Source organism: Streptomyces sp. CC224B, assembly GCF_030010595.1.
GTDB lineage: Bacteria > Actinomycetota > Actinomycetes > Streptomycetales > Streptomycetaceae > Streptomyces > Streptomyces longispororuber.
Genome location: NZ_JASCXL010000129.1, coordinates 1 through 21103 on the forward strand (window position 1 = coordinate 1; position 21103 = coordinate 21103).

Here is a 21103-nt window from a genome sequence, read left to right on the forward strand (position 1 = left end):
CCCCGCACACGGACGGTGTGCGGGGCCCCTCCTCGCTGTCCGCCCGGCTGCCTCGCCGCCCGGCGGCCTGGTCCGCCCGGGGCGGGTCAGGGGCGCTGGGAGGCCAGTTCCTTGGCGGCCTCGGTGAGGTCCTTCGCGGTGTCGATGGCGCGCCAGTACGCGCCCTGCGGCAGCGGGAAGCCCGCCAGGCGCTTCTCGCGGGCCAGGCGCGGGAACGTGGTGCGCTCGTGGTCGCCGCGGTCGGGCAGCAGGCCGGTGAAGTCGGCGGAGAAGACGTACACGCCCGCGTTGATCAGGTACGGCGACGGCGGGGCCTCGATGAAGTCCGTGATCTGCCCGAACCGGTTGGTCTCCACGGCGCCCCACGGGATGCGCGGGCGGGCCAGGGCGAGCGTGGCCGTGGCGTCGCGCTCGGCGTGGAAGGCGGCCATGTCGCGCAGCGAGAAGCGGGTCCAGATGTCGCCGTTCGTGGCGTACCAGGGCTGGTCGGGCTGGGGCAGGTGCGCGGCCGCGTACTTGAGCCCGCCGCCGCGGCCGAGGGGTTCCGTCTCGACGACGGTGGTGACCTTCAGCGGCAGGTCGGCGTGGGCGAGCCAGTCCTGGAGCACCTCGGCCAGGTGGCCGCAGGAGACGACCGCGTCCGTCACGCCCTCGGCCGCGAGCCAGCCCAGCTGGTGGCCGATGATCGGCGTACCCGTGCCGGGGATCTCGACCATGGGCTTGGGGCGATCATCGGTGTACGGGCGCAGCCGGGAGCCCTGGCCGCCGGCCAGGACGACGGCCTGCGTGGGCTTTGCGGGGTGGGTGTCACCGGTGGTCATGACGGAACCCTACGCGTTGGGGCGCGCAGGGTTCCGACGTGACCGACGGCGGCAGGGGGCGCTAGGGGTGGGGCCGGGGGCGGCCCGGTGCCGTTCAGTCGTTGTGGTGGGCGGCGACGCCCGCGGCGAAGGACGTGTCGCACACCGGGCGGGCGTACGACTGCGCGCGGCTCGGGCCGTACGCGCGGACGGCCGCGCGGCCGAGGGCGCGGGCCAGGGACGCGCAGTGCTTGGCGAGCGAGGGGTGCCGGTCGACCTCCTCCTGGAGGTGGGTGAGGGCGACCCCGGGGTTCTTCTCCTGGAGCTCCAGGAGCAGCCGGTCGCGCAGGACGTCCTGCGGGGCGCGGGACGTGGCCGGGGCGGAGAGGTCGCCCGCGGACGCGGTGAGGACCGAGTCCGAGGAGCTGCCGGTCCAGTCGACCCGGGTGACCGCGAGCGTGCCGGACAGCACCAGGACGACGGGCAGGACGAGGGCGAGCGTGCGCCCGATGCGGCGGCCGGGGCCGCGGTGGCCTCGGCGCGGCTTCTGGGTGTGGTTGGCGGAGTGCGTCACGCGAGTGAGGGTAGCGCTAGGTGATGATTTGGCGACATTTAGTCACCCGGTCGGGGGACGGGCAAAGTGGTTTGCCGTCCCGGGTGTTGACGAACCGGGGGCGAAATGACCGATGTGCCGGGGTATTTGTCGACAACGAGCAGAGATGTCCGGGGACGGGGGAGGGGGAGATGTGGTGGGAGGGGGCGTTGGTGGGGCGGGGCGCGCCCCCTCCGGGGGTGTCAGTCGCTGAGGCGCTCGCCCGTGGACGTGGAGAACACGTGCGTCTCACCCGGCCGCGGCACGACGTGGAGCTGCGACCCCTTCTCGGGCACCTGGCGCCCGTTCACCCGGACCACGAGGTCCTTCTGCTCGCCACCGACCTCCGCGGTGCCGTACACGTACCCGTCGGCGCCGAGCTCCTCGACGACGTTCACGGACACGGCGAGGCCGGCCGGGGCGTCCTCGGTCTCCTTCGACAGGGTCTTCGCGGCGGCGCCGTTCTGCTCGACCACGTCGAAGTGCTCCGGGCGGACGCCGACGGTCACCGTACGGTCGCCCTTGTCGGCCGCGGCGGCCAGCGCCTCGCGGTTGACCGGGACCACGGAGTTGCCGAACTTCACGCCGCCGTCGGTGATGGGGACCTCGACGAGGTTCATCGCCGGGGAGCCGATGAAGCCCGCCACGAAGAGGTTGGCGGGGCGGTCGTACATGCTGCGCGGCGAGTCGACCTGCTGGAGCAGGCCGTCCTTGAGGACCGCCACGCGGTCGCCCATGGTCATGGCCTCGACCTGGTCGTGGGTGACGTACACGGTGGTGATGCCGAGGCGGCGCTGGAGGCTGGCGATCTGCGTACGCGTCGACACGCGGAGCTTGGCGTCGAGGTTCGACAGCGGCTCGTCCATGAGGAAGACCTGCGGCTCGCGGACGATGGCGCGGCCCATCGCGACGCGCTGGCGCTGACCGCCGGAGAGGGCCTTGGGCTTGCGGTCCAGGTACTCCGTGAGGTCGAGGATCTTCGCGGCCTCCTCGACCTTCTGCCGGATGGTGGCCTTGTCGACGCCAGCGATCTTCAGGGCGAAGCCCATGTTGGCGGCGACGGTCATGTGCGGGTAGAGCGCGTAGTTCTGGAACACCATGGCGATGTCCCGGTCCTTCGGCGGCAGGTGCGTGACGTCGCGGTCGCCGATGCGGATGGCGCCGGCGTTCACGTCCTCCAGGCCCGCGAGCATGCGCAGGGAGGTGGACTTGCCGCAGCCGGACGGGCCGACCAGGACGAGGAACTCGCCGTCCTCGATCGCGATGTCCAGGCCGTCCACGGCGGGCTTGTCGGAGCCCGGGTAGACGCGGGTCGCCTTGTCGAACGTAACAGTGGCCATGGTGAGGGGCCCCCTTCACCGGCAGGAACGTGCCGGACGATCCGAGTAAAGGACGGGTCTAGTCCAGTCGTCTGAACTTTCGGTGACGCTACCCCGCTGGTCACCGGTCTGTCAGTAGCCCGGAGCCGATGACCTTCGAGGAGATTTTCGACTGTGGCGGGGAGTCGGTTGGTTACACTGCACGGGCACGGCCGCGCGCCGGCCCGTGCAGGCCTCCTTAGCTCAGCTGGTCAGAGCGCCGCTCTTGTAAAGCGAAGGTCGTCGGTTCGAATCCGACAGGGGGCTCTTTCCTGGCGGGGCGCCCCGAGCCACCCCCACCGGGGCGCGCCCCCGGTGCCCGCGGCCCGGGCCACGCGGCCCCCGGCCCCGTGACGTGCGCGGTCTCCCCCCGGCGTGGTTGCGTGTGATCGTCTTCGCGGGGTGGGATGCCGGTATGACCTCTCCGACTCTGTACTTGTTCGGCTCGGCCGCGCCGCCTCTGTTCGACGTGGCCGGAGTGATCGAGGCGGCGCAGGCGGATGGCTGGGACGTGTGCCTCGGGCTGACTCCCACGGCGGCCCGGTGGCTCGACGTGAGTATCGACGGACTGGCCGCGCTCACCGGGCACCCGGTGCGCAGCGACTACGCGCTGCCCGGCGAGCCCGACGCCTGGCCCGAGGCGGACGTCGTCCTCTTCGCCCCCGCGACGTTCAACACCATCAACTCCTGGGCGCTCGGGCTGACGCGGAACTTCGTGGTGGGTGTCGTCGCCGAGGGCATCGGCAGGAACATCCCGACGGTGGCGGTGCCGTGCGTGGACGCCGCGTACGCCCGGCACCGTCAGTTCGACCGCAGCGTCGAGGAGTTGCGCGAGCAGGGGGTCACCGTGCTGTACGGCGAGGGCGGGTTCGTCCCCGGCCCGCCGGGGGCGCCGGTGGACTACCCGTGGGACGCCGCGCTGGCCGCCGTGAAGCACCGGGCCGGGAGGGTGTGACGCCTCCGGCCCGCCGTGCGCGCGGGCCGGAGGCGGGGGTCAGCCGGCCGCCGTCCAGGTCCGGAGCTTCTCGGGGTTGCGTACCGCCCAGAGGCGGCTGATCCGGTCGTCCGTGACGTCGAAGGCCAGGACCGAGACCGTGACGCCGTCCTGTTGGACGACCAGGCCGGGCTGGCCGTTGACCGTGCGCTCCAGGAGCGTCTGGCCCGTGAGCCGCCCGGCGAGGTCCACCAGGTAGCGCGCGACGGCCTCGCCGCCCGCCAGCGGGTGGAGCGCGGCGGCGGCCAGGCCCCCGCCGTCCGCGAGGGCCGTCGCCTCGGGGTGCAGGAGCCCGAGCAGGGCCTCGATGTCCTTGGCCTCCCACGCCTCCTTGAAGTCCCTGACGAGGGCGGCGCGCCGGGCCGTCGGGGCCGCGGGCGCGGCCGACGCGCGCATGCGGCGGCGGGCCGACGACGCGAGCTGCCGGCACGCCGCCGGGGTCCGGCCGACGATCTCGGCGACTTCGGCGAACGAGTAGCGGAAGACGTCGTGCAGGATGAACGCGACGCGCTCGGCCGGGGTCATCGCGTCGAGCACGACGAGGAACGCCATGTTCACCGACTCGTCCAGCGTGACCCGGTCGGCCGGGTCGGCGGGCTCGTCGGACCCGCCGCCGGACAGCCCCGCGGCCCACTCCGCGCGGTCGGGCAGCGGCTCGGGGATCCACTCGCCGACGTAGCGCTCGCGCCGGGCCCTGGCCGAGCGGAGCTGGTCCAGGCAGACCCGGCTGGTCACCCGCGCCAGCCAGGCGCCGGGGACCTCGATGGCCGCCTGCTCCCGCGGCGTCATGGCGTACCAGCGCAAGTAGGCCTCCTGTACGACGTCCTCGGCGTCGGCGAGGGAGCCGAGGAGGCGGTACGCGAGGTTGATCAGGCGGCTCCGCTCGGCCTGGATCGCGGACAGGACGGGGTCGGGGCCGCTGTCCGGCCGCCCGGGACCGTCCTCGTCACTGGAACGAACGTTCTTTACAGCGACGAGGTGGTCCGGCCGTCCGGGCGGGTTCGTGCGGGTCATGGTGGTGGGTCTCCCTCCGCCGGTCCTGCGGGTCGCTGCTGCCGGCATCCATATGACGAGACAGCCGCGCGGAATGTGAGGTCGCGGGCGGTGCGCCTCACATCCCGCGGGGCTGTCCCGTCGAAGTGCCGGGGCGCGTACGGCCGCCCCCCTAGAAACAGCCTCGCCCTTCGGGAGTGATCCATCATGTCCACCGTCCCCAGGCCCGACCAACTCACCGGCGACTACGTCTTCGACACCGCCCGCACCCGCGTCGCGTTCGTCGCCCGGCACACGATGTCCACCAGGGTGCGCGGGCACTTCGCGGAGTTCGCGGGCGGGGCGCGGCTGGACGGCGACGATCCGTCCAGGTCCCGCGCGTGGCTCACCGCCGAGGCGCGGAGCGTGCGGACCGGCAACCGGCTGCGGGACGACCTGGTGTGGGGCAAGTTCCTGGACGGGGCCCGGCACCCGGCCCTCTCCTTCACCTCCACCGAGGTGAGGCGGGTCGACGAGGCCCACTACACGGTCGCCGGTGACCTGGCCGTCCGCGACGTGGTCCGCCAGGTCGTCCTCGACCTCACGCTGACCGGCGGCGGGACCGACGCGGACGGCGGCTCGCACGTCGCCTTCCGCGGTGGCGCCACCATCGACCGCAAGGGCTGGGGCGTGGACTGGAACGCCCTGACCTCGGTCATGGTCGCCCCGCGGGTGCTCCTGGAGCTCGACGTCGTCGCCGTACGGGAGCGCCGCTGACACGTACCGCGTGCGGACCGGAGGGCACCGGGGCCTCAAAGCCCTGGGGAGGGGTCGGATAGATTTCCGGTACTTCGAGTGCCCTCTGCGGTACGTGACGCTTACTGGAGGACGTGTTTCATGGCCGTACGCAAGGCCGGGCGCGTGGCCGCCTCGGTGGCCGCCGCCGCGCTGTTCGGTGCCATGGTCACCGCCTGTGACGACTCGGACGACAGTGGCAGCAGCCCGTTCGACAAGGTGAAGGAGTCCCCTTCGGCCTCCGCGTCCACGTCCGGCCCGCCTCCCCCCTCGTCCGCCGGGGCCTCCGGGGAGACCACCGGGTCCCCCGAGGACGTCCCGGAGGCGAAGGTGCCGCCCGCCTCCGTGAACGACCTGGCGAAGGTGGCCACGAAGGTCGAGGGCGGCGTCATCACCGTGGGCGAGCCGTCGGCCGCGGTCACGGTCACGGTGTACGAGGACCCGCGCTGCCCCTTCTGCAAGAAGTTCGAGGAGGGCGGCGCGCAGGCGCTGGTGCCGAAGGTCGCCGCCGGGAAGGTGAAGGTCGAGTACACGATCGCCTCGTTCCTCGACAACAACACCGGCGGCAACGGCTCCAAGAACGCCGCCAACGCGCTGCGGGCCGCCGTGGAGACGGGCAGGTTCCCGCAGTTCCACTCCGCGCTCTTCACCAACCAGCCCGAGGAGAGCGAGGACGGCTTCACGCCCGCCTTCCTGCTGAAGATCGGCGAGGCGGCGGGGATCGAGGACGCCGCGTTCAAGGACGCGGTGAACCGGAACACGTACAAGGACTGGGTCGGCACGGCCATGCGCGCCTTCGAGAAGGACGGCGCCACCGGGACGCCGACCGTCGAGGTCGACGGCGAGAAGGCCCCCTCCGACTCGCTGTACAGCAAGGACGACTTCGCCGAGGTCCTGCGGAAGGCCGGGGCCTGAGCGCCGCGGCGCTCCAACGCCCGCGCAGACGCGGGAAATTCGGTGGGGCCGCGGGGCCCTGCCGCGTAGGGTCGCCCGCGTGATCGACATCCACGTACCGGACGCACTGGTCAAGTCGCAGCACCTGTACGGAGGCGAGGCGGGACGCGCGTTCATCGCCGCGCTGCCCGCGCGGGCGGTGGAGTTCCTGGAGCGGTGGAAGCTGACGCCGGCCGGGGACTCGATGTACGGCATGGCCTCGCTGGTGCTGCCGGTGGAGCGGGGGGACGGCAGCGCGGCCGTGGTGAAGTTCCAGGCGCTGGACGAGGAGACCGAGGGGGAGCCGGTCGCGCTGCGCGTGTGGGACGGCGACGGCGCGGTCCGGCTGCTCGACCACGACGCCGCGACCGGCACCATGCTCCTGGAACGGGCGCGCCCGGGCGGCGAGTTGTCGCGATTCGCGGAGGCCGGGAAGGATGAGACCCGGCAGGGCGTGCTGGTCCTCGCCGAGCTGCTCGCCCGGCTCACCGCCGGGCCCGCGCCCGCGGGCATGCGCACCCTGGAGGACATCGCGCGGCAGATGCTCGCCGACACCCCGGCCGCCCTGGAGGCGATCGGCGACCGGGCCGACCGGGCGCTCGTGGCGCGCTGCGCGGACGCGGTCCGCGAGGTCGTGGACGAGGCGGGCGACCGCCTGCTGCACTGGGACCTGCACTTCGACAACGTCCTGGCCGCCGACCGCGAGCCGTGGCTGGCCATCGACCCCAAGCCCCTCGCGGGCGACCCGGGCTTCGACCTGTGGCCCGGCCTGAACAACCTCTTCGACCCGGACGACGTGCGCTGGCGCTTCGACGCGATGACCGAGGTCCTCGGCCTCGACCGGGAGCGGGCGCTGGCGTGGACGCTGGGCCGGGTGCTGCAGAACGCGCTGTGGGAGGTCGAGGACGGCCGGCCGCTGCCGGAGGAGGACCTGGTGCTCGCGCGGCGGCTGCTCGGCGACTGAGGCGACCGGGCCCCGCGCGGCCCAGGGACCACGGCCGCGCGCACGCCCTGCGGACCGGGGCCGCCGCGCCCCGCGGCGGCCCGGGAGTTCACGGCCGCGCGCACGCCCTGCGGTACGCACCCGTCGGCGGCTCGTCCTTGACGAGGCCGTCGAATCCGTGGCGCCGGTGCCGGGCGCAGGCCTTCGCCGGCTCGGGCACCGAGCCCCGGTAGTCCACGGCGAACACCGCCTTGCCCGCCTCCACGAAGGGCCGCAGCTCGCCGCACTCGTCGTACTCCACGCACTCCTCGGGCAGCGCCCAGTCGAAGTGGTCCACGAGCCGGGCCGCCGTGCCGGGTTCGTCGTGCCCGTTCTTCAGGCCGACGGACAGGCCGCGGGCGTGCGCCTGCTCCGCCACCTCGCGGTACCAGGAGAGCTGGTCGGCCAGGGGGATGCGGAAGCCCGGGTCGTTGCCGCGCGGATTGTTCTGGTCGGGCTCCACGCCGTCGCAGCCCATGCGGGCGGCCAGGTCGAGGCGGGCCCACACGATGTCCGCGAAGGCGTCGCGGGAGCGCTCGCGGAGGTCGAGCCAGCGCTCGCCCTCCCAGCCGGTGTCCCAGCCGATCACCGAGCCCTCGGCGGGCGCCTCGGGGCGGTTGGGGAGGTCGCGGAGGCGTGCGCGGTGGCCGGGGAAACGGGCCGCGTCGGGCCGGTAGTGCTCGTACGCGCCGGTGTCGACGTAGCAGATCACGACCGGGCGGGGGGTGCGGGCGTGCAGTGCGTCGATCTCCCCGGCGAGCGGGCCGGCCGGCACGTCGATCGTCCGGCCGTCGGCGTAGCGGAGTTCGGAGCCCTCGGGGGCCAGGTCGAAGAGGTCGAGGTCGTACATCTGGTGCCGCCCCGGCAGGGGCGACAGGTCGTACGGCTCGCTGATCTGCCAGTCCCAGGCGGTGACTTCGCCGGGGGCCGGGGACCACCAGGCGGGGTCCTCCGGGCGGTCGGCGTCCTCGCCGCAGCCGGTGAGGAGGGCGGCGAGGACGGCCAGGGCGGCCAGCGCCGCCCGGCTCCTGCTGTTGACCCGCCGTCGGCGGCTGTGGCTTGCTGCGTTCATGATTCGTACCGCCGCACCGGCCGACGTCCCCCTCGTCCACACCATGATCCGTGAACTCGCGGAGTACGAGAAGGCACTCCACGAGGCGCGGGCCACCCAGGAGCAGCTCCACGAGGCGCTGTTCGGCGACCGGCCCGCCGCGTACGCCCACATCGCCGAGGACGACGCGACGGGGGAGCCGGTCGGTTTCGCCCTGTGGTTCCTGAACTTCTCCACCTGGCGCGGGGTGCACGGCATCTACCTGGAGGACCTGTACGTCCGCCCGTCCGCGCGCGGCGGCGGCCACGGCAGGGCGCTGCTGCGGGAGCTCGCGCGGATCTGCGTCGAGCGCGGCTACGAGCGCCTGGAGTGGGCCGTCCTGAACTGGAACGCCCCGTCGATCGCGTTCTACGAGTCCCTCGGCGCGAAGCCGCAGGACGAGTGGACCGTGTACCGGCTGACCGACGGGGCGCTGGCGGCGCTCGGCGGCCCGGGGGCGGGCGCCGGGCGCTGAGCGGTCAGAACTCGTCGCTGGTGTGCGGCAGCAGCTCGGTCCTGAGCGCCGCGTCCAGGGCCGCCGCCACGCCCGGGGTGTGCTCGGTGGCGACCCCGGCCCGGACGAAGGAGGCGACCGTGGCGCCGCCGAGGTACGCCGAGGCCAGGTCCCGCACGTCGAGGGTGAGGTCCGCGGGAGCCTCGGTGGGGTCGTACGCGGCCTCGTACGCCGCCCCGGTGCCGGTGCCGGAGGCGGTGGTCCGCAGGCGGAAGCGGCCGTCGTTGGCCGGGAGCCGGGTGTCGCGGACCTCCAGGACCAGGTCGGCGGGGGCCGCCCAGGAGCGGCCGAGGAGCGCCGCGCGGACGTCGACGAGCCGTACCCGCAGTGCCGGGAAGTGTCCCGTCACCCGGACCTGGTCGCGGTCGCCGGCGAAGTGCAGCAGCGGGTCGTCGAGCGGGCGGCCCCAGGCGCGGACCAGGCCCGTCAGGTCGATCGAGGCCAGATAGCGCCAGAGCGCGGCCGCGCCCTGCGGGGTGTCGGCCTCCAGGTCGTCCAGGCGGATCATGCCGGAGGCGTCGCCGCGGGACTTGGTGCGGTAGATCGCGTACCCGGCGACGGCCTCCGGGTCCTCGCGGGTGCCGAGGACGACCACGCGCGGCGGCGAGAGGTCGTCGTCGTCCTCGTCCTCGGTGACCATCCACTCCTCGCTCCACCAGGCGTCGGTGCGGTGGATGCGGCCCGCGCGGGCGGACCGCGTGCGGTCGTAGTAGTCGGCCAGGAGCTCCGGGGCGGAGGCCGGGTCCACCAGGCGCAGGGGGCCGTCGGCCGGGGTGACGCGCAGCGCCAGCGGGCGCTCGGTGTTGATCTCGACGGTGGTGCCGTACGTGGCCGGGCCGAAGCCGAAGCGGCCGTAGATCGCGTCCTCCGACGCCCACAGCGCCGCCAGCGGGCGGTCCTCGGCGCGGCACCGGCCGAACAGCTCCGCGATCAGGCCGGAGAGCACGCCGCGGCGGCGGTGCGTGGGGGCGACGGAGACGAAGGAGACGCCCGGGCAGGGCAGTTCGCCGCCGGGCACGGAGAGGGTGAAGCGGAAGGCGGCGAGCAGGCCGACGAGCGTCTCCCCGTCGTACGCGCCGACGCGGTCGCAGCCGCGGAGCAGGTCGTGGTGGTGCTTGCGCTTCTCGTCCTCCGGGGTCTCGTGGAAGACCAGGTAGAGGAGGTCGAGGGCGCGGTCCAGGTCGGTGTCCGGGAGGTCGCGGAAGGTGATCGTGGACGGGGCGGGGCTCAGGGGTGCGGAGTCCATGAAACGGACGGTAGTTCGGGTGGGCGGCGGGGGCATCCGGTTTTCGCCGGGGGCGCGGCCCTCGTGGGACGGCCCGCCGCGCCCGTGAGCGCGCTCCGCGCCCGTGAGCGCGCTCCGCGCGCGGGCGCCGGTCAGGGGAGCAGCACCACCTTGCCCGTCGTGGCGCGGGTCTCCAGGGCGCGGTGGGCCTCGGCCGCCCGGGCGAGGGGGAAGGTCTGGACGGCGGGGGTGAAGTACCCGCCCGCGTACGCGTGCAGGGCGGCCAGCTCCAGGGTGCGGATGGGGTTGTCGCCGCCCGCCTTCTCCGTCATGGCGGTGCCCAGCGGATTGATCTGGGTGATGCCGCGCGCGGCCAGCTCCTCGTTCGTCAGGGACACCGGCCCCTTCTTCTCCGACCAGCCGAAGCACAGGTGCGTGCCGCCCGGGCCGAGCAGGTCCACGGCGGTGCGCCCGGCGTCACCCCCCACGCCGTCGAAGACCACGGTCGCGGTGCGGCCGCCGTCGCCGAGGCCCTTCAGGTAGGCGCGCACCTCGTCCGGCCAGGCCGGGTCGGTGTAGTCCACGGCCAGGTCGGCGCCGTTCGCGGCGACGCGGGCGGCCTTGGCGGGGCCGCCCGCGAGGCCGACGACCGTGGCGCCGGCGTGCTTGGCGTACTGCACGAGCAGCGTGCCGATGCCGCCCGCCGCGGCCGGGACGACGACGACCGAGTCGCCGTCGAGCTCGACGAACTGGAGGATGCCCATCGTCGTGCGCCCGGTGCCGATGAGCGCCACCGCCTCGGGGAAGCCGAGCCGGTCGGGCAGTTCGTGCAGCCGGGCCGCCTCGGTGACGGTCAGTTCGGCGTAGCCGCCGGGCGCGAAGCCGATGTGGGCGACGACGCGCTTGCCGAGCCAGGCCGGGTCCACGTCCGCGCCGACGGACTCGACGGTGCCGGCGACCTCGCGGCCCGGGATCGTCGGCAGCTCGGGGAGTGCGGGCGCCGGGCCCCTGTCGCCGCCTCTGATGGCGGTGTCGAGCAGGTGCACCCCGGCGGCGGCCACGGCGACGCGCACCTGGCCCGGGCCCGGTACGGGGTCCTCGACCGTCTCGTACGTGAGGTTCTCGGCGGGGCCGAAGGCGTGCAGGCGGACAGCGTGCATGAGGGGGCTCCTTTCGCTGGTGGGGCCCACTGTTCAACCTCAAGTCCGGTTGAGGTCAAGCGCGGGCCGTCACGCCGTCTCCAGGTCGACCCAGGGCGTGTCCGCGCCGAGGCGGCCGGTGCCGGTCAGGGCGAGCGAGACCGCCTCGATCGCGCTGTTGAAGGAGACCTCGCTGAGCAGCCCGGGCGCCGCCACCTGGTCGCCCGCCAGGAACACACCGTCGCCCCGGTCCACCGCGGGCCGGTCGCGCCAGGTCGTGCCGGGCCGGTCGACGGCGCCGGTGCGGCCGTTCGCCACCGCGGAGCGGCGCCAGGTCACGCGCTCGCGCCAGTCGCGGAAGCCGAGGTCGAGCAGTTCCTCGGCGCGGGCCACGCCGTCGGCCGCCGACTCGTGCGGAGCCAGCGGGAGCTGGCCCTGGATGAGCTGCTCGCCCTCGGGGGCGAGGGTGCGGTCCTGCGCGGTGAACCGCTCGATCCAGCCGGTGCCGTCCAGGTCCGACAGCGCGAACAGGTCGCCGCGTCGGGAGCGCAGCGCCAGGTCGATCAGGGCGGTGCGCCCGCTCTCCCAGGTCAGGCCGTCGTCCTTGAGCAGCCGCCGGGCGGCGTCGAGCGAGGTGGCGACGATGACGGGGCCGCGGCGGGCGTGCTCGTCGAGGTCGTGCACGCGGGACACGGTCTCGACGCGGACGCCGAGGTTCCAGGCGCGGGCGGCCATCCGGTCGACGACCGCGCCCCAGCCGCCGACCGGGTAGTGCGCCTCCGGCGGCAGCTTGGTGGCGCGGCGCAGCCGGGTGTGCACGAAGCGGGCGGACAGCGAGCCCGGGTCGTGGTGGTACAGGGCCACGGCGGTGTAGTGCGCGGCGGCCCGCGCCCCCTCCTCGCCGACCTGGCGGCTCGCCCAGGTCATGAAGTCCTCGTCGACCGGGGCCTGTTCGGGGGAGCGGCGCAGCAGCCGCAGCATGGCCAGGGGCGGGGTGCGGCGCAGCGAGCCGCGGTGGCGCAGCCGCAGCCGGGTGCCTTCGAGGGGCGGCAGCGGGGCGAGGGGGCCGAGCAGGTCCCGCTGCTTGAGCCAGGCCCAGTGGGGGCCGCCGTTGTAGAGGGCGTGCGGTCCGTCGTTCGTACGGTACGTGCCGTCCGCCGTACGGGCGCGGCCGCCGAGCGTGTGGTGCGCCTCGTGCACGGTGACCCGGGCGCCGCCCTCCGCCGCGGCGATGGCGGCGGTGAGCCCGGCGAAGCCGCCGCCGACGACGGTGACGGTGGCGGGGGAGGCGGGCGGGTGCTGACGGATACGGGGGCTGGTGGCGCGGGCCATGGGCGGAGTCCGTTTCTGTCGTCGGTGCTCTCGGTGCTCTCGGTGCTCTCGGTGCTCTCAGTGCTCTCGGTGCTCTCGGTGCGCGGTGCGTGGCTTCCTCTCGTGAGGTACGACGAGCGGGGCGGCGGGGAATGTGACATGGCCGGGCGGGGCGGCGCGGGAGCCGCGGTGGGGCGTGGGAGCCAAGGGGCGGCGCGGGAGCCGCGGGGCGGTGCGGGAGCCGGAGGCGGGGCAGGAGCCGCAGGGCGGGGCGGGAGTCAGGGGGCGGGGCGGGGGGGCTCACCGAGTGGCGCGGTGGGGTGGAGCGCGCATGACACCATCGACCCGTGCTCGACATCGGCTACGCCCTCTCCCGCCGCTTCCCCGACCCCCCGCAGATGGACTACCGCACGGCGGACGTCCGCGCGCTGCGGCACGACCTCTTCTGCGGGGACGTGTACCTGGCCGACACCGAGGCCGACCGGGAGTTGTCCACAGCCTGGGGATGGGTGCCGGTGCTCGACTTCGCGTGGGCGCTGTGCGACATCGTGGAGCTGCTCGACCAGGACCCGCTGGGCAGCAGGGCGGCGCGCCCCCAGCGCGCCGAGCTGGACTTCACCGAGTCCACCGACCGCATGCTCTTCGAGCGGCGCTTCGGCTGGGTCGACATCGACGCCGACTGGCTGGACCCGGGTGAGCCGCCGCTCACGTTCTCCCACGCCGAGCTGCGCCGCGAGGCCCGGGACTTCCTGCACGACGTGGTGGCCGACCTCACCGATCTGCACGAGACCCTGGGCGAGAACCCGGCGGTGTGGACCCTGCTGGCCCGCTACCCCCGCGTGCCCTAGCCGTACGGGGCCCGGGCCGGCGGGCCGCCGGTCACGGCAGCAGGCGCTGCTCCTTGGCCACCGCCACCGCTCCGGCCCGCGTCTCCACGCCGAGCTTGTCGTAGATGCGGCCGAGGTGGGTCTTCACCGTGGCCTCGCTGATGAACAGGGCCCGGGCGATGTCGCGGTTGCCGAGGCCCTGGGCGAGCTGGCCCAGGATGTCGCGCTCGCGGGGGGTGAGGCCGGGGCGGGGCGCGCGCATGCGGGCCATCACGCGGGAGGCGACCGGCGGCGACAGGGCCGTACGCCCCTGGGCGGCGGCGTGGATCGCGGCGAACAGCTCCTCGGGCCGCTCGGCCTTGAGCAGGTAGCCGGTCGCGCCCGCCTCGACGGCGCGGGTGACGTCGGCGTCGGTGTCGTACGTGGTGAGCACCAGGACGTGCGGCGGGCCCCCGGCGGCCGCGGCCGCGATCCGGCGCGTGGCCTCCACGCCGTCCATGCCGGGGCCCAGTTGCAGGTCCATGAGCACCACGTCCGGCCGCAGCTTGGCGGCGAGCGCCACCGCCTCCTCACCGGAGCCCGCCTCGCCGCACACCTCGATGCCGGGGGCGCTGCCGAGCAGGGCGAGCAGCCCGGCGCGTACGACGGCGTGGTCGTCACAGACGAGGAGCCGGGCCGGGGCGGCCGGGGCGTCCGGGGTGCCCGGGGCCTGCGGGTTGCCGGGGGCGCCCGGGCGCGCGGGGGCGGCGTCGTCGGGCCCCGGCGCCGGGGTACGGCCGTCGGCTGCGCTGCTCATCGTGGCTCCTGCCCGGGGGCGTGGTGCTGGTGGTGTCCGTGGTGCGGCGGGGGCGCGGGGGCGCGGTGCTCGTCGTACGCGGGGCCTGCGGCGGGGGTGTGAGGCCGATGGTCCGGCGGGCCTGCCGGGCCGTCGTGCCGGGCGGGTCCCGCGTCCGGCGGACCTGCCGGGTTGCCCTGTCTGCCGTGTGGCGGGTTCGTGTGCCGGGTGGGTCCTTGGGATGGCGGGCCTGCCGGGTCGGCGTGCCTGTCGTGTGCCGGGCCGTCGTGCCGGATGGGGTCCGCGTCCGGTGGGCCCACGGCCTCGTCGGGTGCCGGTCCCGGTCCCGGGCCGGGGCCCGTCCAGGGGATCGCCACCGACAGCACCGTCCCCTCGCCCGGTGCCGACTCCACCGCCAGCGTTCCGCCCAGCTGCGCCGCCCGGGCCCGGATCGCGGGCAGCCCGTGCCCGCGCGCACCCCGTGCGGCCCCCGCCGGGCCCGACCCGCCCGACGCCCCCGGCGAGAAACCGTGGCCGTCGTCCGCGACGTCGAGGACCACCTGGTCGTCCAGGTACGTGAGCGTCACGGCGGCCGTCCGCGCGCCCGCGTGCTCGCGTACGTTGGCGAGCGCGCCCTGGGCGATGCGCAGGAGGGCCGAACGGGCCCGGTCCGCAAGGGCCGCCGGGGCGCCCTCGGCGTGGAACCGTACCGTCAGGCCCGCCCCCGACTCCCGCCGCGCCAGCGCCCGCAGCGCCGTCGGCAGGGCCCGCGCCGGGTCCGGCCCGGCCTCCGCGAGGTCCACGGGCGCCAGGTCCCGCACCAGGCGGCGGGCCTCGGCCAGGCCCCGGTCGGCGATGGACTCGGCGGTGCGGACGTGGGCGCGGGCCGCCGCCGCGTCGGTGTCCCACACCCGCTCCGCCGCCTGGAGCAGCATCCGCTGGCTGGACAGGCCCTGGGCCAGCGTGTCGTGGATCTCCATGGACAGGCGCTGGCGCTCGGCGAGCGTGCCCTCGCGCCGCTCGGTGGCGGCGAGCTCGCGCCGGGTGCGCAGGAGGTCGTCGATGAGGGCGCGCTGCCGCGCCGACTGCCGCTGCATGTGGACGAAGACCGCCGTCGCGACCGCGGCCACGGCGGGCGGCGCGAGGGCCAGGTTCGGGTCGAACCCGTCCGCGAGGCGGAGCTGGGCCGCGACCACGAGGGCGGTGAGGACGGTGACGAGGGCGAGGGCCGCGCGGGTGGGCAGCGTCCTGAGGCCCGTGTAGAACAGCGGCACCGCGCACCACGCGTAGCTGGGCGCGAGGATCACCAGGACGACCCAGACCCCGACCACCGCGCCCAGCCACAGCAGCCGGCGGGGGTCCGGGGTGGCGCCGAGCGCCGGTCCGAGGACGTACAGCAGGGCGAGGACGGCCGACAGGGCGATGATCCACGGCGTACGCGGTTCGCCGGGGTGGCGCAGCAGGAAGCGCGTGAGGGACGCGGTGAGCAGCAGGAAGAACGCGGCGTGCATGACAGCCGCGAGCCACCGCCCGTCACCACCCCCGCCCTCCGGGCCGCCACCGCCGCCCTCCCGGTCCCGCCCGTCCGTGCCGCTGCCCTGGCCGAGGGCGCCACTCCGCACCGCCACACCGGGCACCCGCACCGCCTCCCTCGTACGCGCGTGAACTGGGCAAACACCCTCATTGTGACCCGCCGGGCCGCTCCCGGGGTCAACCGATCGGCTGACCCGGGGGTCGGCCAGACCGCGCGCGGCTGTCAGCCGGTACGCCGACGGGGCGGGCCGTTCCCCGGCCGCAGGATCGAAGCACAGGGCCGGTCCGGGAAGCACGGGGCCGGACCGGCGCCCCCACCGGCCCCCGCCCCCGCCCCGGCCCCCGTCCTCGCACTCACTCGCAGTCGTACGTACTCGTCACCAAGGAGCCCCGCCATGCAGAAGCTCTCGCCGCGTGCCCGCGTCCTCACCGCCGCCGCCGTTCTCGCCACCGTCGGCGCCGGGACGTTCGGCGCGGTGTCCGCCACCGCGGGCACCCCGGACGCCGCCGCCAGGGCCGCCGTCACCGCCGACGCGGGGAACCGGCACCTGACGCAGAGCACGCGCCTCAGCACGGCCGCCGCCACGCGGGCCGCGCAGGCGGCGCTGGACGCCGCGAAGAAGGAGAACCAGCGCGTCACCGTCGCGGTCGTCGACCGCGACGGCAACACGATCGTCACGCTGCGCGGCGACGGCGCGGGCCCGCAGTCGCCCGAGTCCGCCGAGCGCAAGGCCTTCACCGCCGTGTCCTGGAACGCGCCCACCTCCGAGCTGGCCAAGCGCCTGGCGCAGGCGCCGAACCTGAAGGACATCCCCGGCACGCTGTTCCTCGCGGGCGGCGCCCCGGTCACCGCGAAGGGCGCCCCGGTCGCGGGCATCGGCGTGGCGGGCGCGCCGAGCGGGGACCTGGACGAGAAGTTCGCCAAGGCGGGCGTGGCGGCGCTGAACCGCTGACCCGGCGCGGCCCGCGGCCCGGGCGCCCCACCCGGGCCGCACCCCGCCCGGGGCACCCCACCCGGGGCCCGCGCCCCACCCGGGGCCCGCGCCCCACCCGGGCCCCCGCGCCCCACCCGGCCGGAGGGACCGGTGGCCATAGGATCACCGAGGTGAACTACCGAGCCACCGCCCCCCTGACCAAGGGGCCCCGCCGCACCCCCCTCGCGCTGCTGTGCGCCGCCACCCTCGCCACCGCGCTCACCGCGTGCACGGGCGGCGGCGTGCAGGGCACCCCCGGTGCCGCGGGCGTCCGCGACCCGTACTTCCCGAAACTCGGCAACGGCGGCTACGACGTCCGGCACTACGGCCTGAAGCTCGGTTACGACCCCGCCTCCCGCCACCTCACCGGCACCGCGGAGATCACCGCGCGCGCCGCCAAGAACCTCAGCGCCTTCAACCTCGACCTCAAGGGCCTGGACGTGCGGTCCGTGACCGTCGAGGGCAGGAAGGCCCGCTTCCAGCGCGCGGGCGACGAGCTGACCGTGCGCCCCCACGACGACCTCGACCGCGGCGAGACGTTCCGCGTGACCGTGCGCTACTCCGGCACCCCGCGGACGGTCACGGACGCCGACGGCTCCGAGGAGGGCTGGCTCCCGGCGGACGACAGCGCGCTCGCCACCGGCCAGCCCACCGGCTCGACGGCGTGGTTCCCCGGCAACCACCACCCGAGCGACAAGGCCTCGTACGACATCGAGGTCACCGTCCCCAAGGGCCTCAAGGCGCTCTCCAACGGCGAGCTGACGCGGCAGACCACCTCCGGCGGCCGCACCACCTTCGCCTGGCGCAACGCCGAGCCGATGGCCTCCTACCTGGCGACCGTGGTCGTCGGCGACTACGACCTCAAGACGTCGACCACGCCCGGCAAGCACGGCGTCCCCGTCCTCACGGCGATCGACCCGACGCTGCCGGAGAAGCAGTACGACCGGACCGAGAAGGTCCTCGCCGACATCCCCGACATCATGGAGTGGGCGGAGACCAACTTCGGCGCCTACCCCTTCTCCTCCACCGGCGCCGTCGTCGACGGCCGCTCCGGCCTCGACTACGCCCTGGAGACCCAGACCAAACCGCTGTTCCCCGTCGGGCAGGCCGACACCACCACGCTCGTCCACGAACTGGCCCACCAGTGGTTCGGCAACTCCGTCACGCCCAAGACGTGGCAGGACATGTGGCTCAACGAGGGGTTCGCGACGTTCGCCGAGTGGCTGTACGAGGAGGACAACGGCGGCGACACGGTCGAGGAGACCGTCGACGCCCTCTACGACGGCGAGCTGTACGAGAACGAGGAGGCCAACGAGGCGGTCTGGGCCTTCCCGCCCGCCAAGCAGCCCGACGCCGCGAGCATTTCCGACGACCCCGTCTACGAACGCGGCGCCATGGTCATCCAGAAGATCCGTGAGACCGTCGGCGACGACGCGTTCTACGAGATCGTGCAGGGCTGGACCGAGACGTACCGGCACCGCAACGCGAACACCAAGGACTTCACCGCGTACGTGGAGAAGCAGGCGGGCGACGACGAGACGCGCGCGGAGCTGCGGGGGGTGTGGTCGGACTGGCTGTACGGCGAGGGCAAGCCGGACGAGCGGTGACGTCCGCCGGTCACAAGGGGTCGTGGCACAGGGGCTCGCGTCACACGGGCTCGCGTCACAGGGGCTTGCGCAGCACCGCGCAGGGGCGGCCGTGTTGCAGGTCCGCGCGCCGGTCGAGGCGTTCGTAGCCGAGCGAGGTCCAGAAGGCGAGTCCCTGGGGGTTGTTCTCCAGGACGGCGAGGCGCAGGCCCGTGCGGCCCGCGGCGCGGAAGCGCTCCTCGACGGCCGCCGCCACCCGGCGGCCCCACCCGGCCCGGTGGACCCGCGCGTCCACGAGGAGCAGACCGATCCACGGGTCGGGGTCGTCGGCCCGGGCGGGGTGGCGGTCGAGCGTCACGGCGACGGCGACGAGCCGCCCCTCGGACCGGGCGAGCAGCACCCGCGCGCCCGGCGTGGCGAGTTCGTCGGCGAGCGCGGCGGCGACCTGCTCGGTGCGGATGGCGCCGGGGTCGGGGAAGTCGCCGCTGAGCGCGAAGAAGGCGTGGTTCGAGGCGTAGAGCGCGGTCAGCTCGGTGAGCAGCGGGCCGGGCAGATCGCCGTCGTCGGCCGGGACGAGGGGCTCCAGGAACATGGGCCGAGGCTAGTCGGGACGACCGGTTCCCCCGGCTGCGGGAGCGAGGACGGCCGCGGGTGTCGGGCCGAACGGGGCCGACCCGTGTCCTGGCGGGCGGGTCTGGTGCTGCCTTGGCGGGCGGGTCCGGCCGGGGTCCGGTGGGTGGGTCCGGTGGGTTCTTGCCCGGCGCGGGCCCAGCCGAGTCCCAATGGGCGGGTCCGGTGCCCTTGGCGGGCGGTCCCAGCCGGGTTCCGGTGGACGGATCCGCCGGAACCCGTGCCGCTGCGCCCGCAAGGCGGGGCCCGCCCGCCCGGAACCCGGGCGTCGGTGGGTGCGGCCACACCCCGCGGGCGGAGCCCGGCCGGACTCAGCCCGCGTCAGGCCGGCCGGGTCCGCTCGCGTCCGTACGGTCGGCACCGGGCCCGCCGGGGCCCGCCCCGGACTCACCGGGGCCCAGGTCGCCGGGCCCGCCGGAGCCCGATTCGGGTCTGCCGGGGCCCAGGTCGCCGGGCCCGCCGGGGTCCGACTCAGGCTCGCCGCGGTCCAGGGTGCCGGGCCCGGCAGAGCCCCCGTCCCGGCTCGCACGCCACTCCGTGTACGCCGACAGCTCAGGCTGCCCACCACGCCGACGTACGCCGCGAGCCAGAAGTCGACGGATCCGCCCGAGTCCACCACCTCGTCCACGAACAGCACGGTGACCACGGCGAGCAGCAGCAGCGAGCCGTACGCCTTGCGGCGGGCCGCGCGCTGCTCCCTGCGGGGGCCGTCGGCGAGCCGGAGGGCGTAGACCTCCACGTCGCCGAAGACGTCGGCGGCCCGGTCGCCGGGCGGCCCGGCGGCCAGGTGCTGGCGGGCCTCGCGCACATGGCCGCGCGCCTCCGCCGCCGTCATGCCGTGCCGCCCGCGCAGCAGCCCGTCGAGCCGGGCGAACCACGCGTCGTCACCGCCCGTCGGCGGGCGCACCGCGAACCACCGGTCGACCACGCGCTCAGGGACGGCGAAGGCCCCCACGACGCACGCCACGCACCCGGCCAGCAGGACCGGCACGGGCACGCTGACCAGCCGCCCCTCGGGCACGGCCACACTCACCCCGGCACCGGCCGCGACGACGGCGGGCACCCCGGCGACGAAGGCGTACGCCCCCTTGAGCCGCCCGGCGGACCGCGCCGCGACGGCCACGGCGACGAGGCCGACGGCGGCGACGACGGTGCCGAAGAACGCGATGCCCGGCCGGCTCACGTCGACCCACAGCCCGCCCTCCACCCAGACCAGGACGGACAGGACTGCGCCGGCCGCCCCGAGCGTGCCGAACGCGGCGAGCAGCCGCCCGCCCGGCGTCAGGCCGTGGGTGTCGGTCCGCGCCCGGTGCTCCTCGCCGATCCGCTCCTCGGCGACGGCCCGCGCGTACGCCTCCGGCGCGCCGAAGAGGTCCCGGGCGGGACGCCCCTCCTCGCGCACCAGCTCGTGCACCTCGGCGAGGACGTCGTCGGCGAGCCCGGCGGGCGCGTCGTGGTCGAACGCGAGGTGCGCCTCCACGGTCGCCGCCCAGTCGGCGTCCTTCTCGCGGTCCCAACGGAGCCCGCGCTTCCGGGATGCCCGCTGCGCTGTGGTCACGGCTGCTCCTCACCCCCCGCACCCTCGGCCAGGGCGGCGACCGTGGCGGTGAAGGCGTGCCACGCGGCCCGCTCCGCCCGCAGCTGCTGCCGCCCGGCCTCGGTGATCCGGTAGTACTTGCGCCCGGGTCCGCCTTCCCCCGCGCCCCACTCGATCACCACGGCGCCCTCCTCTTCGAGGCGGCTCAGGGCGGGGTAGAGGGCGGCGGGCCTGACGCCGGTGAGGCCCGCGTCGGCGAGACGGCTGAGCAGGGCGTACCCGTAACTCTTGGCCTCGCCGTCGAGGAGCCCAAGGAGGCAGAGCGGCAGGGCAGCCCGGGTCCAGGCCGGGGCCCCGTGGGCCGCCGCGTGGGGGGCCGGGTGTGATGCCACGGCGTCACTCCTCCGCTTCACCGACTATTACGGAATCCAGAATAGTAGGGAACGACGACACCAAGGAGGCCGGGAGGCCAGGAGGCCGAGAAATCGAGAAGCCGAGAAGTCGAGAAGCTGGGAAACAGCGCAGCCGGGGAACCG

At 75.1% G+C, this 21103-nt stretch carries 20 protein-coding genes, 1 tRNA gene and 1 pseudogene; 9 read left to right on the forward strand and 13 right to left on the reverse strand.

Translation table 11 applies throughout. From position 1 onward, the window contains the following. Positions 1-86: 86 nt before the first annotated feature. The 3 genes from QK440_RS34775 to ugpC form a co-directional block, all read right to left on the reverse strand. Positions 87-821 carry a nucleotidyltransferase family protein gene (locus QK440_RS34775; RefSeq protein WP_282797250.1) on the reverse strand — a complete coding sequence of 245 codons (735 nt, stop codon included), beginning with the start codon at positions 819-821 and terminating at the stop codon, positions 87-89. 94 nt (positions 822-915) lie between these two features. After that, positions 916-1374 carry a hypothetical protein gene (locus QK440_RS34780; protein WP_282797251.1) on the reverse strand — a complete coding sequence of 153 codons (459 nt, stop codon included), beginning with the start codon at positions 1372-1374 and terminating at the stop codon, positions 916-918. Between the two features lie 221 nt (positions 1375-1595). Then, on the reverse strand, positions 1596-2732 hold the full coding sequence (gene ugpC, locus QK440_RS34785; RefSeq protein ID WP_282797252.1) for a sn-glycerol-3-phosphate ABC transporter ATP-binding protein UgpC: 1137 nt from the start codon (positions 2730-2732) through the stop codon (positions 1596-1598). A gap of 211 nt (positions 2733-2943) precedes the next feature. On the opposite strand from ugpC, the gene QK440_RS34790 reads away from it, so the two are divergent. Further along, a tRNA-Thr gene (locus tag QK440_RS34790) sits at positions 2944-3017 on the forward strand. A gap of 148 nt (positions 3018-3165) precedes the next feature. After that, positions 3166-3705 carry a flavoprotein gene (locus QK440_RS34795; RefSeq protein WP_282797253.1) on the forward strand — a complete coding sequence of 180 codons (540 nt, stop codon included), beginning with the start codon at positions 3166-3168 and terminating at the stop codon, positions 3703-3705. A 39-nt stretch (positions 3706-3744) separates the two neighbouring features. On the opposite strand, the gene sigJ is transcribed toward QK440_RS34795, so the two are convergent. Continuing rightward, positions 3745-4758: an RNA polymerase sigma factor SigJ gene (sigJ, locus tag QK440_RS34800; RefSeq protein WP_282797254.1), complete on the reverse strand. Its 1014-nt coding sequence runs from the start codon at positions 4756-4758 to the stop codon at positions 3745-3747. Between the two features lie 186 nt (positions 4759-4944). Here sigJ and QK440_RS34805 point away from each other — a divergent pair, with 186 nt between their 5' ends. From QK440_RS34805 to QK440_RS34815, 3 genes are all read left to right on the forward strand, one after another. Beyond that, on the forward strand, positions 4945-5493 hold the full coding sequence (locus tag QK440_RS34805) for a YceI family protein (RefSeq protein WP_282797255.1): 549 nt from the start codon (positions 4945-4947) through the stop codon (positions 5491-5493). Positions 5494-5613: 120 nt separating this feature from the next. Further along, complete coding sequence (locus QK440_RS34810) at positions 5614-6426, forward strand: thioredoxin domain-containing protein (RefSeq protein WP_282797256.1); 813 nt, start codon at positions 5614-5616, stop codon at positions 6424-6426. Between the two features lie 79 nt (positions 6427-6505). Then, positions 6506-7408, forward strand: a complete 903-nt coding sequence (locus QK440_RS34815) for an aminoglycoside phosphotransferase family protein (protein ID WP_282797257.1) — start codon at positions 6506-6508, stop codon at positions 7406-7408. 88 nt (positions 7409-7496) lie between these two features. Here the strand turns inward: QK440_RS34815 and QK440_RS34820 are convergent, their stop codons facing one another. Continuing rightward, the gene (locus tag QK440_RS34820; protein ID WP_282797258.1) at positions 7497-8498 is read right to left on the reverse strand and encodes an endo alpha-1,4 polygalactosaminidase; all 1002 of its coding nucleotides are present in this window, start codon (positions 8496-8498) and stop codon (positions 7497-7499) included. Here QK440_RS34820 and QK440_RS34825 point away from each other — a divergent pair. Then, positions 8497-8991 (forward strand): GNAT family N-acetyltransferase, encoded by a 495-nt coding sequence (locus tag QK440_RS34825; RefSeq protein ID WP_282797259.1) that lies wholly within the window; start codon positions 8497-8499, stop codon positions 8989-8991. The two genes, QK440_RS34820 and QK440_RS34825, sit on opposite strands and share 2 nt — an antisense overlap. A gap of 4 nt (positions 8992-8995) precedes the next feature. Here the strand turns inward: QK440_RS34825 and QK440_RS34830 are convergent, their stop codons facing one another. The 3 genes from QK440_RS34830 to QK440_RS34840 form a co-directional block, all read right to left on the reverse strand. Then, complete coding sequence (locus tag QK440_RS34830) at positions 8996-10276, reverse strand: GNAT family N-acetyltransferase (protein ID WP_282797260.1); 1281 nt, start codon at positions 10274-10276, stop codon at positions 8996-8998. A gap of 131 nt (positions 10277-10407) precedes the next feature. Beyond that, positions 10408-11415: a zinc-binding dehydrogenase gene (locus tag QK440_RS34835; protein WP_282797261.1), complete on the reverse strand. Its 1008-nt coding sequence runs from the start codon at positions 11413-11415 to the stop codon at positions 10408-10410. 69 nt (positions 11416-11484) lie between these two features. Next, a complete protein-coding gene (locus QK440_RS34840) occupies positions 11485-12726 on the reverse strand; it encodes an NAD(P)-binding protein (RefSeq protein ID WP_282797262.1) in 1242 nt (413 codons plus the stop codon). A gap of 326 nt (positions 12727-13052) precedes the next feature. Here QK440_RS34840 and QK440_RS34845 point away from each other — a divergent pair, with 326 nt between their 5' ends. Next, positions 13053-13553 carry a hypothetical protein gene (locus tag QK440_RS34845; protein ID WP_282797263.1) on the forward strand — a complete coding sequence of 167 codons (501 nt, stop codon included), beginning with the start codon at positions 13053-13055 and terminating at the stop codon, positions 13551-13553. Positions 13554-13584: 31 nt separating this feature from the next. Here the strand turns inward: QK440_RS34845 and QK440_RS34850 are convergent, their stop codons facing one another. Beyond that, entirely contained in the window at positions 13585-14328 is a 744-nt protein-coding gene (locus QK440_RS34850; RefSeq protein WP_282797264.1) for a response regulator, read from the reverse strand. A gap of 344 nt (positions 14329-14672) precedes the next feature. Beyond that, positions 14673-15818 (reverse strand): annotated as a pseudogene (locus tag QK440_RS34855) (sensor histidine kinase); the annotation flags it as partial. Positions 15819-16235: 417 nt separating this feature from the next. Between QK440_RS34855 and QK440_RS34860 the strand changes: the two are divergent. After that, positions 16236-16793 (forward strand): heme-binding protein, encoded by a 558-nt coding sequence (locus tag QK440_RS34860; protein WP_282797265.1) that lies wholly within the window; start codon positions 16236-16238, stop codon positions 16791-16793. A 152-nt stretch (positions 16794-16945) separates the two neighbouring features. Next, on the forward strand, positions 16946-18421 hold the full coding sequence (locus QK440_RS34865; protein ID WP_282797266.1) for a M1 family metallopeptidase: 1476 nt from the start codon (positions 16946-16948) through the stop codon (positions 18419-18421). Between the two features lie 55 nt (positions 18422-18476). Here QK440_RS34865 and QK440_RS34870 read toward each other — a convergent pair whose 3' ends face one another. The 3 genes from QK440_RS34870 to QK440_RS34880 are packed head-to-tail and all read right to left on the reverse strand — an operon-like array spanning position 18477 to position 20959. Then, entirely contained in the window at positions 18477-18992 is a 516-nt protein-coding gene (locus QK440_RS34870; RefSeq protein ID WP_282797267.1) for a GNAT family N-acetyltransferase, read from the reverse strand. A gap of 9 nt (positions 18993-19001) precedes the next feature. Beyond that, the gene (locus QK440_RS34875; RefSeq protein ID WP_282797268.1) at positions 19002-20588 is read right to left on the reverse strand and encodes a hypothetical protein; all 1587 of its coding nucleotides are present in this window, start codon (positions 20586-20588) and stop codon (positions 19002-19004) included. Continuing rightward, positions 20585-20959 (reverse strand): PadR family transcriptional regulator, encoded by a 375-nt coding sequence (locus QK440_RS34880; protein WP_282797269.1) that lies wholly within the window; start codon positions 20957-20959, stop codon positions 20585-20587. Before QK440_RS34880 ends, QK440_RS34875 begins: the two co-directional genes overlap by 4 nt. Positions 20960-21103 lie beyond the last annotated feature (144 nt).

Coding starts and splice junctions, on each gene's coding strand:
- QK440_RS34820 (WP_282797258.1), bottom strand. CDS start 8,498: ATGAACGCAGCAAGCCACAGCCGCCGACGGCGGGTCAACAGCAGGAGC.
- QK440_RS34840 (WP_282797262.1), bottom strand. CDS start 12,726: ATGGCCCGCGCCACCAGCCCCCGTATCCGTCAGCACCCGCCCGCCTCC.
- QK440_RS34810 (WP_282797256.1), top strand. CDS start 5,614: ATGGCCGTACGCAAGGCCGGGCGCGTGGCCGCCTCGGTGGCCGCCGCC.
- QK440_RS34795 (WP_282797253.1), top strand. CDS start 3,166: ATGACCTCTCCGACTCTGTACTTGTTCGGCTCGGCCGCGCCGCCTCTG.
- QK440_RS34825 (WP_282797259.1), top strand. CDS start 8,497: ATGATTCGTACCGCCGCACCGGCCGACGTCCCCCTCGTCCACACCATG.
- ugpC (WP_282797252.1), bottom strand. CDS start 2,732: ATGGCCACTGTTACGTTCGACAAGGCGACCCGCGTCTACCCGGGCTCC.
- sigJ (WP_282797254.1), bottom strand. CDS start 4,758: ATGACCCGCACGAACCCGCCCGGACGGCCGGACCACCTCGTCGCTGTA.
- QK440_RS34805 (WP_282797255.1), top strand. CDS start 4,945: ATGTCCACCGTCCCCAGGCCCGACCAACTCACCGGCGACTACGTCTTC.
- QK440_RS34850 (WP_282797264.1), bottom strand. CDS start 14,328: ATGAGCAGCGCAGCCGACGGCCGTACCCCGGCGCCGGGGCCCGACGAC.
- QK440_RS34835 (WP_282797261.1), bottom strand. CDS start 11,415: ATGCACGCTGTCCGCCTGCACGCCTTCGGCCCCGCCGAGAACCTCACG.
- QK440_RS34775 (WP_282797250.1), bottom strand. CDS start 821: ATGACCACCGGTGACACCCACCCCGCAAAGCCCACGCAGGCCGTCGTC.
- QK440_RS34860 (WP_282797265.1), top strand. CDS start 16,236: ATGCAGAAGCTCTCGCCGCGTGCCCGCGTCCTCACCGCCGCCGCCGTT.
- QK440_RS34830 (WP_282797260.1), bottom strand. CDS start 10,276: ATGGACTCCGCACCCCTGAGCCCCGCCCCGTCCACGATCACCTTCCGC.
- QK440_RS34870 (WP_282797267.1), bottom strand. CDS start 18,992: ATGTTCCTGGAGCCCCTCGTCCCGGCCGACGACGGCGATCTGCCCGGC.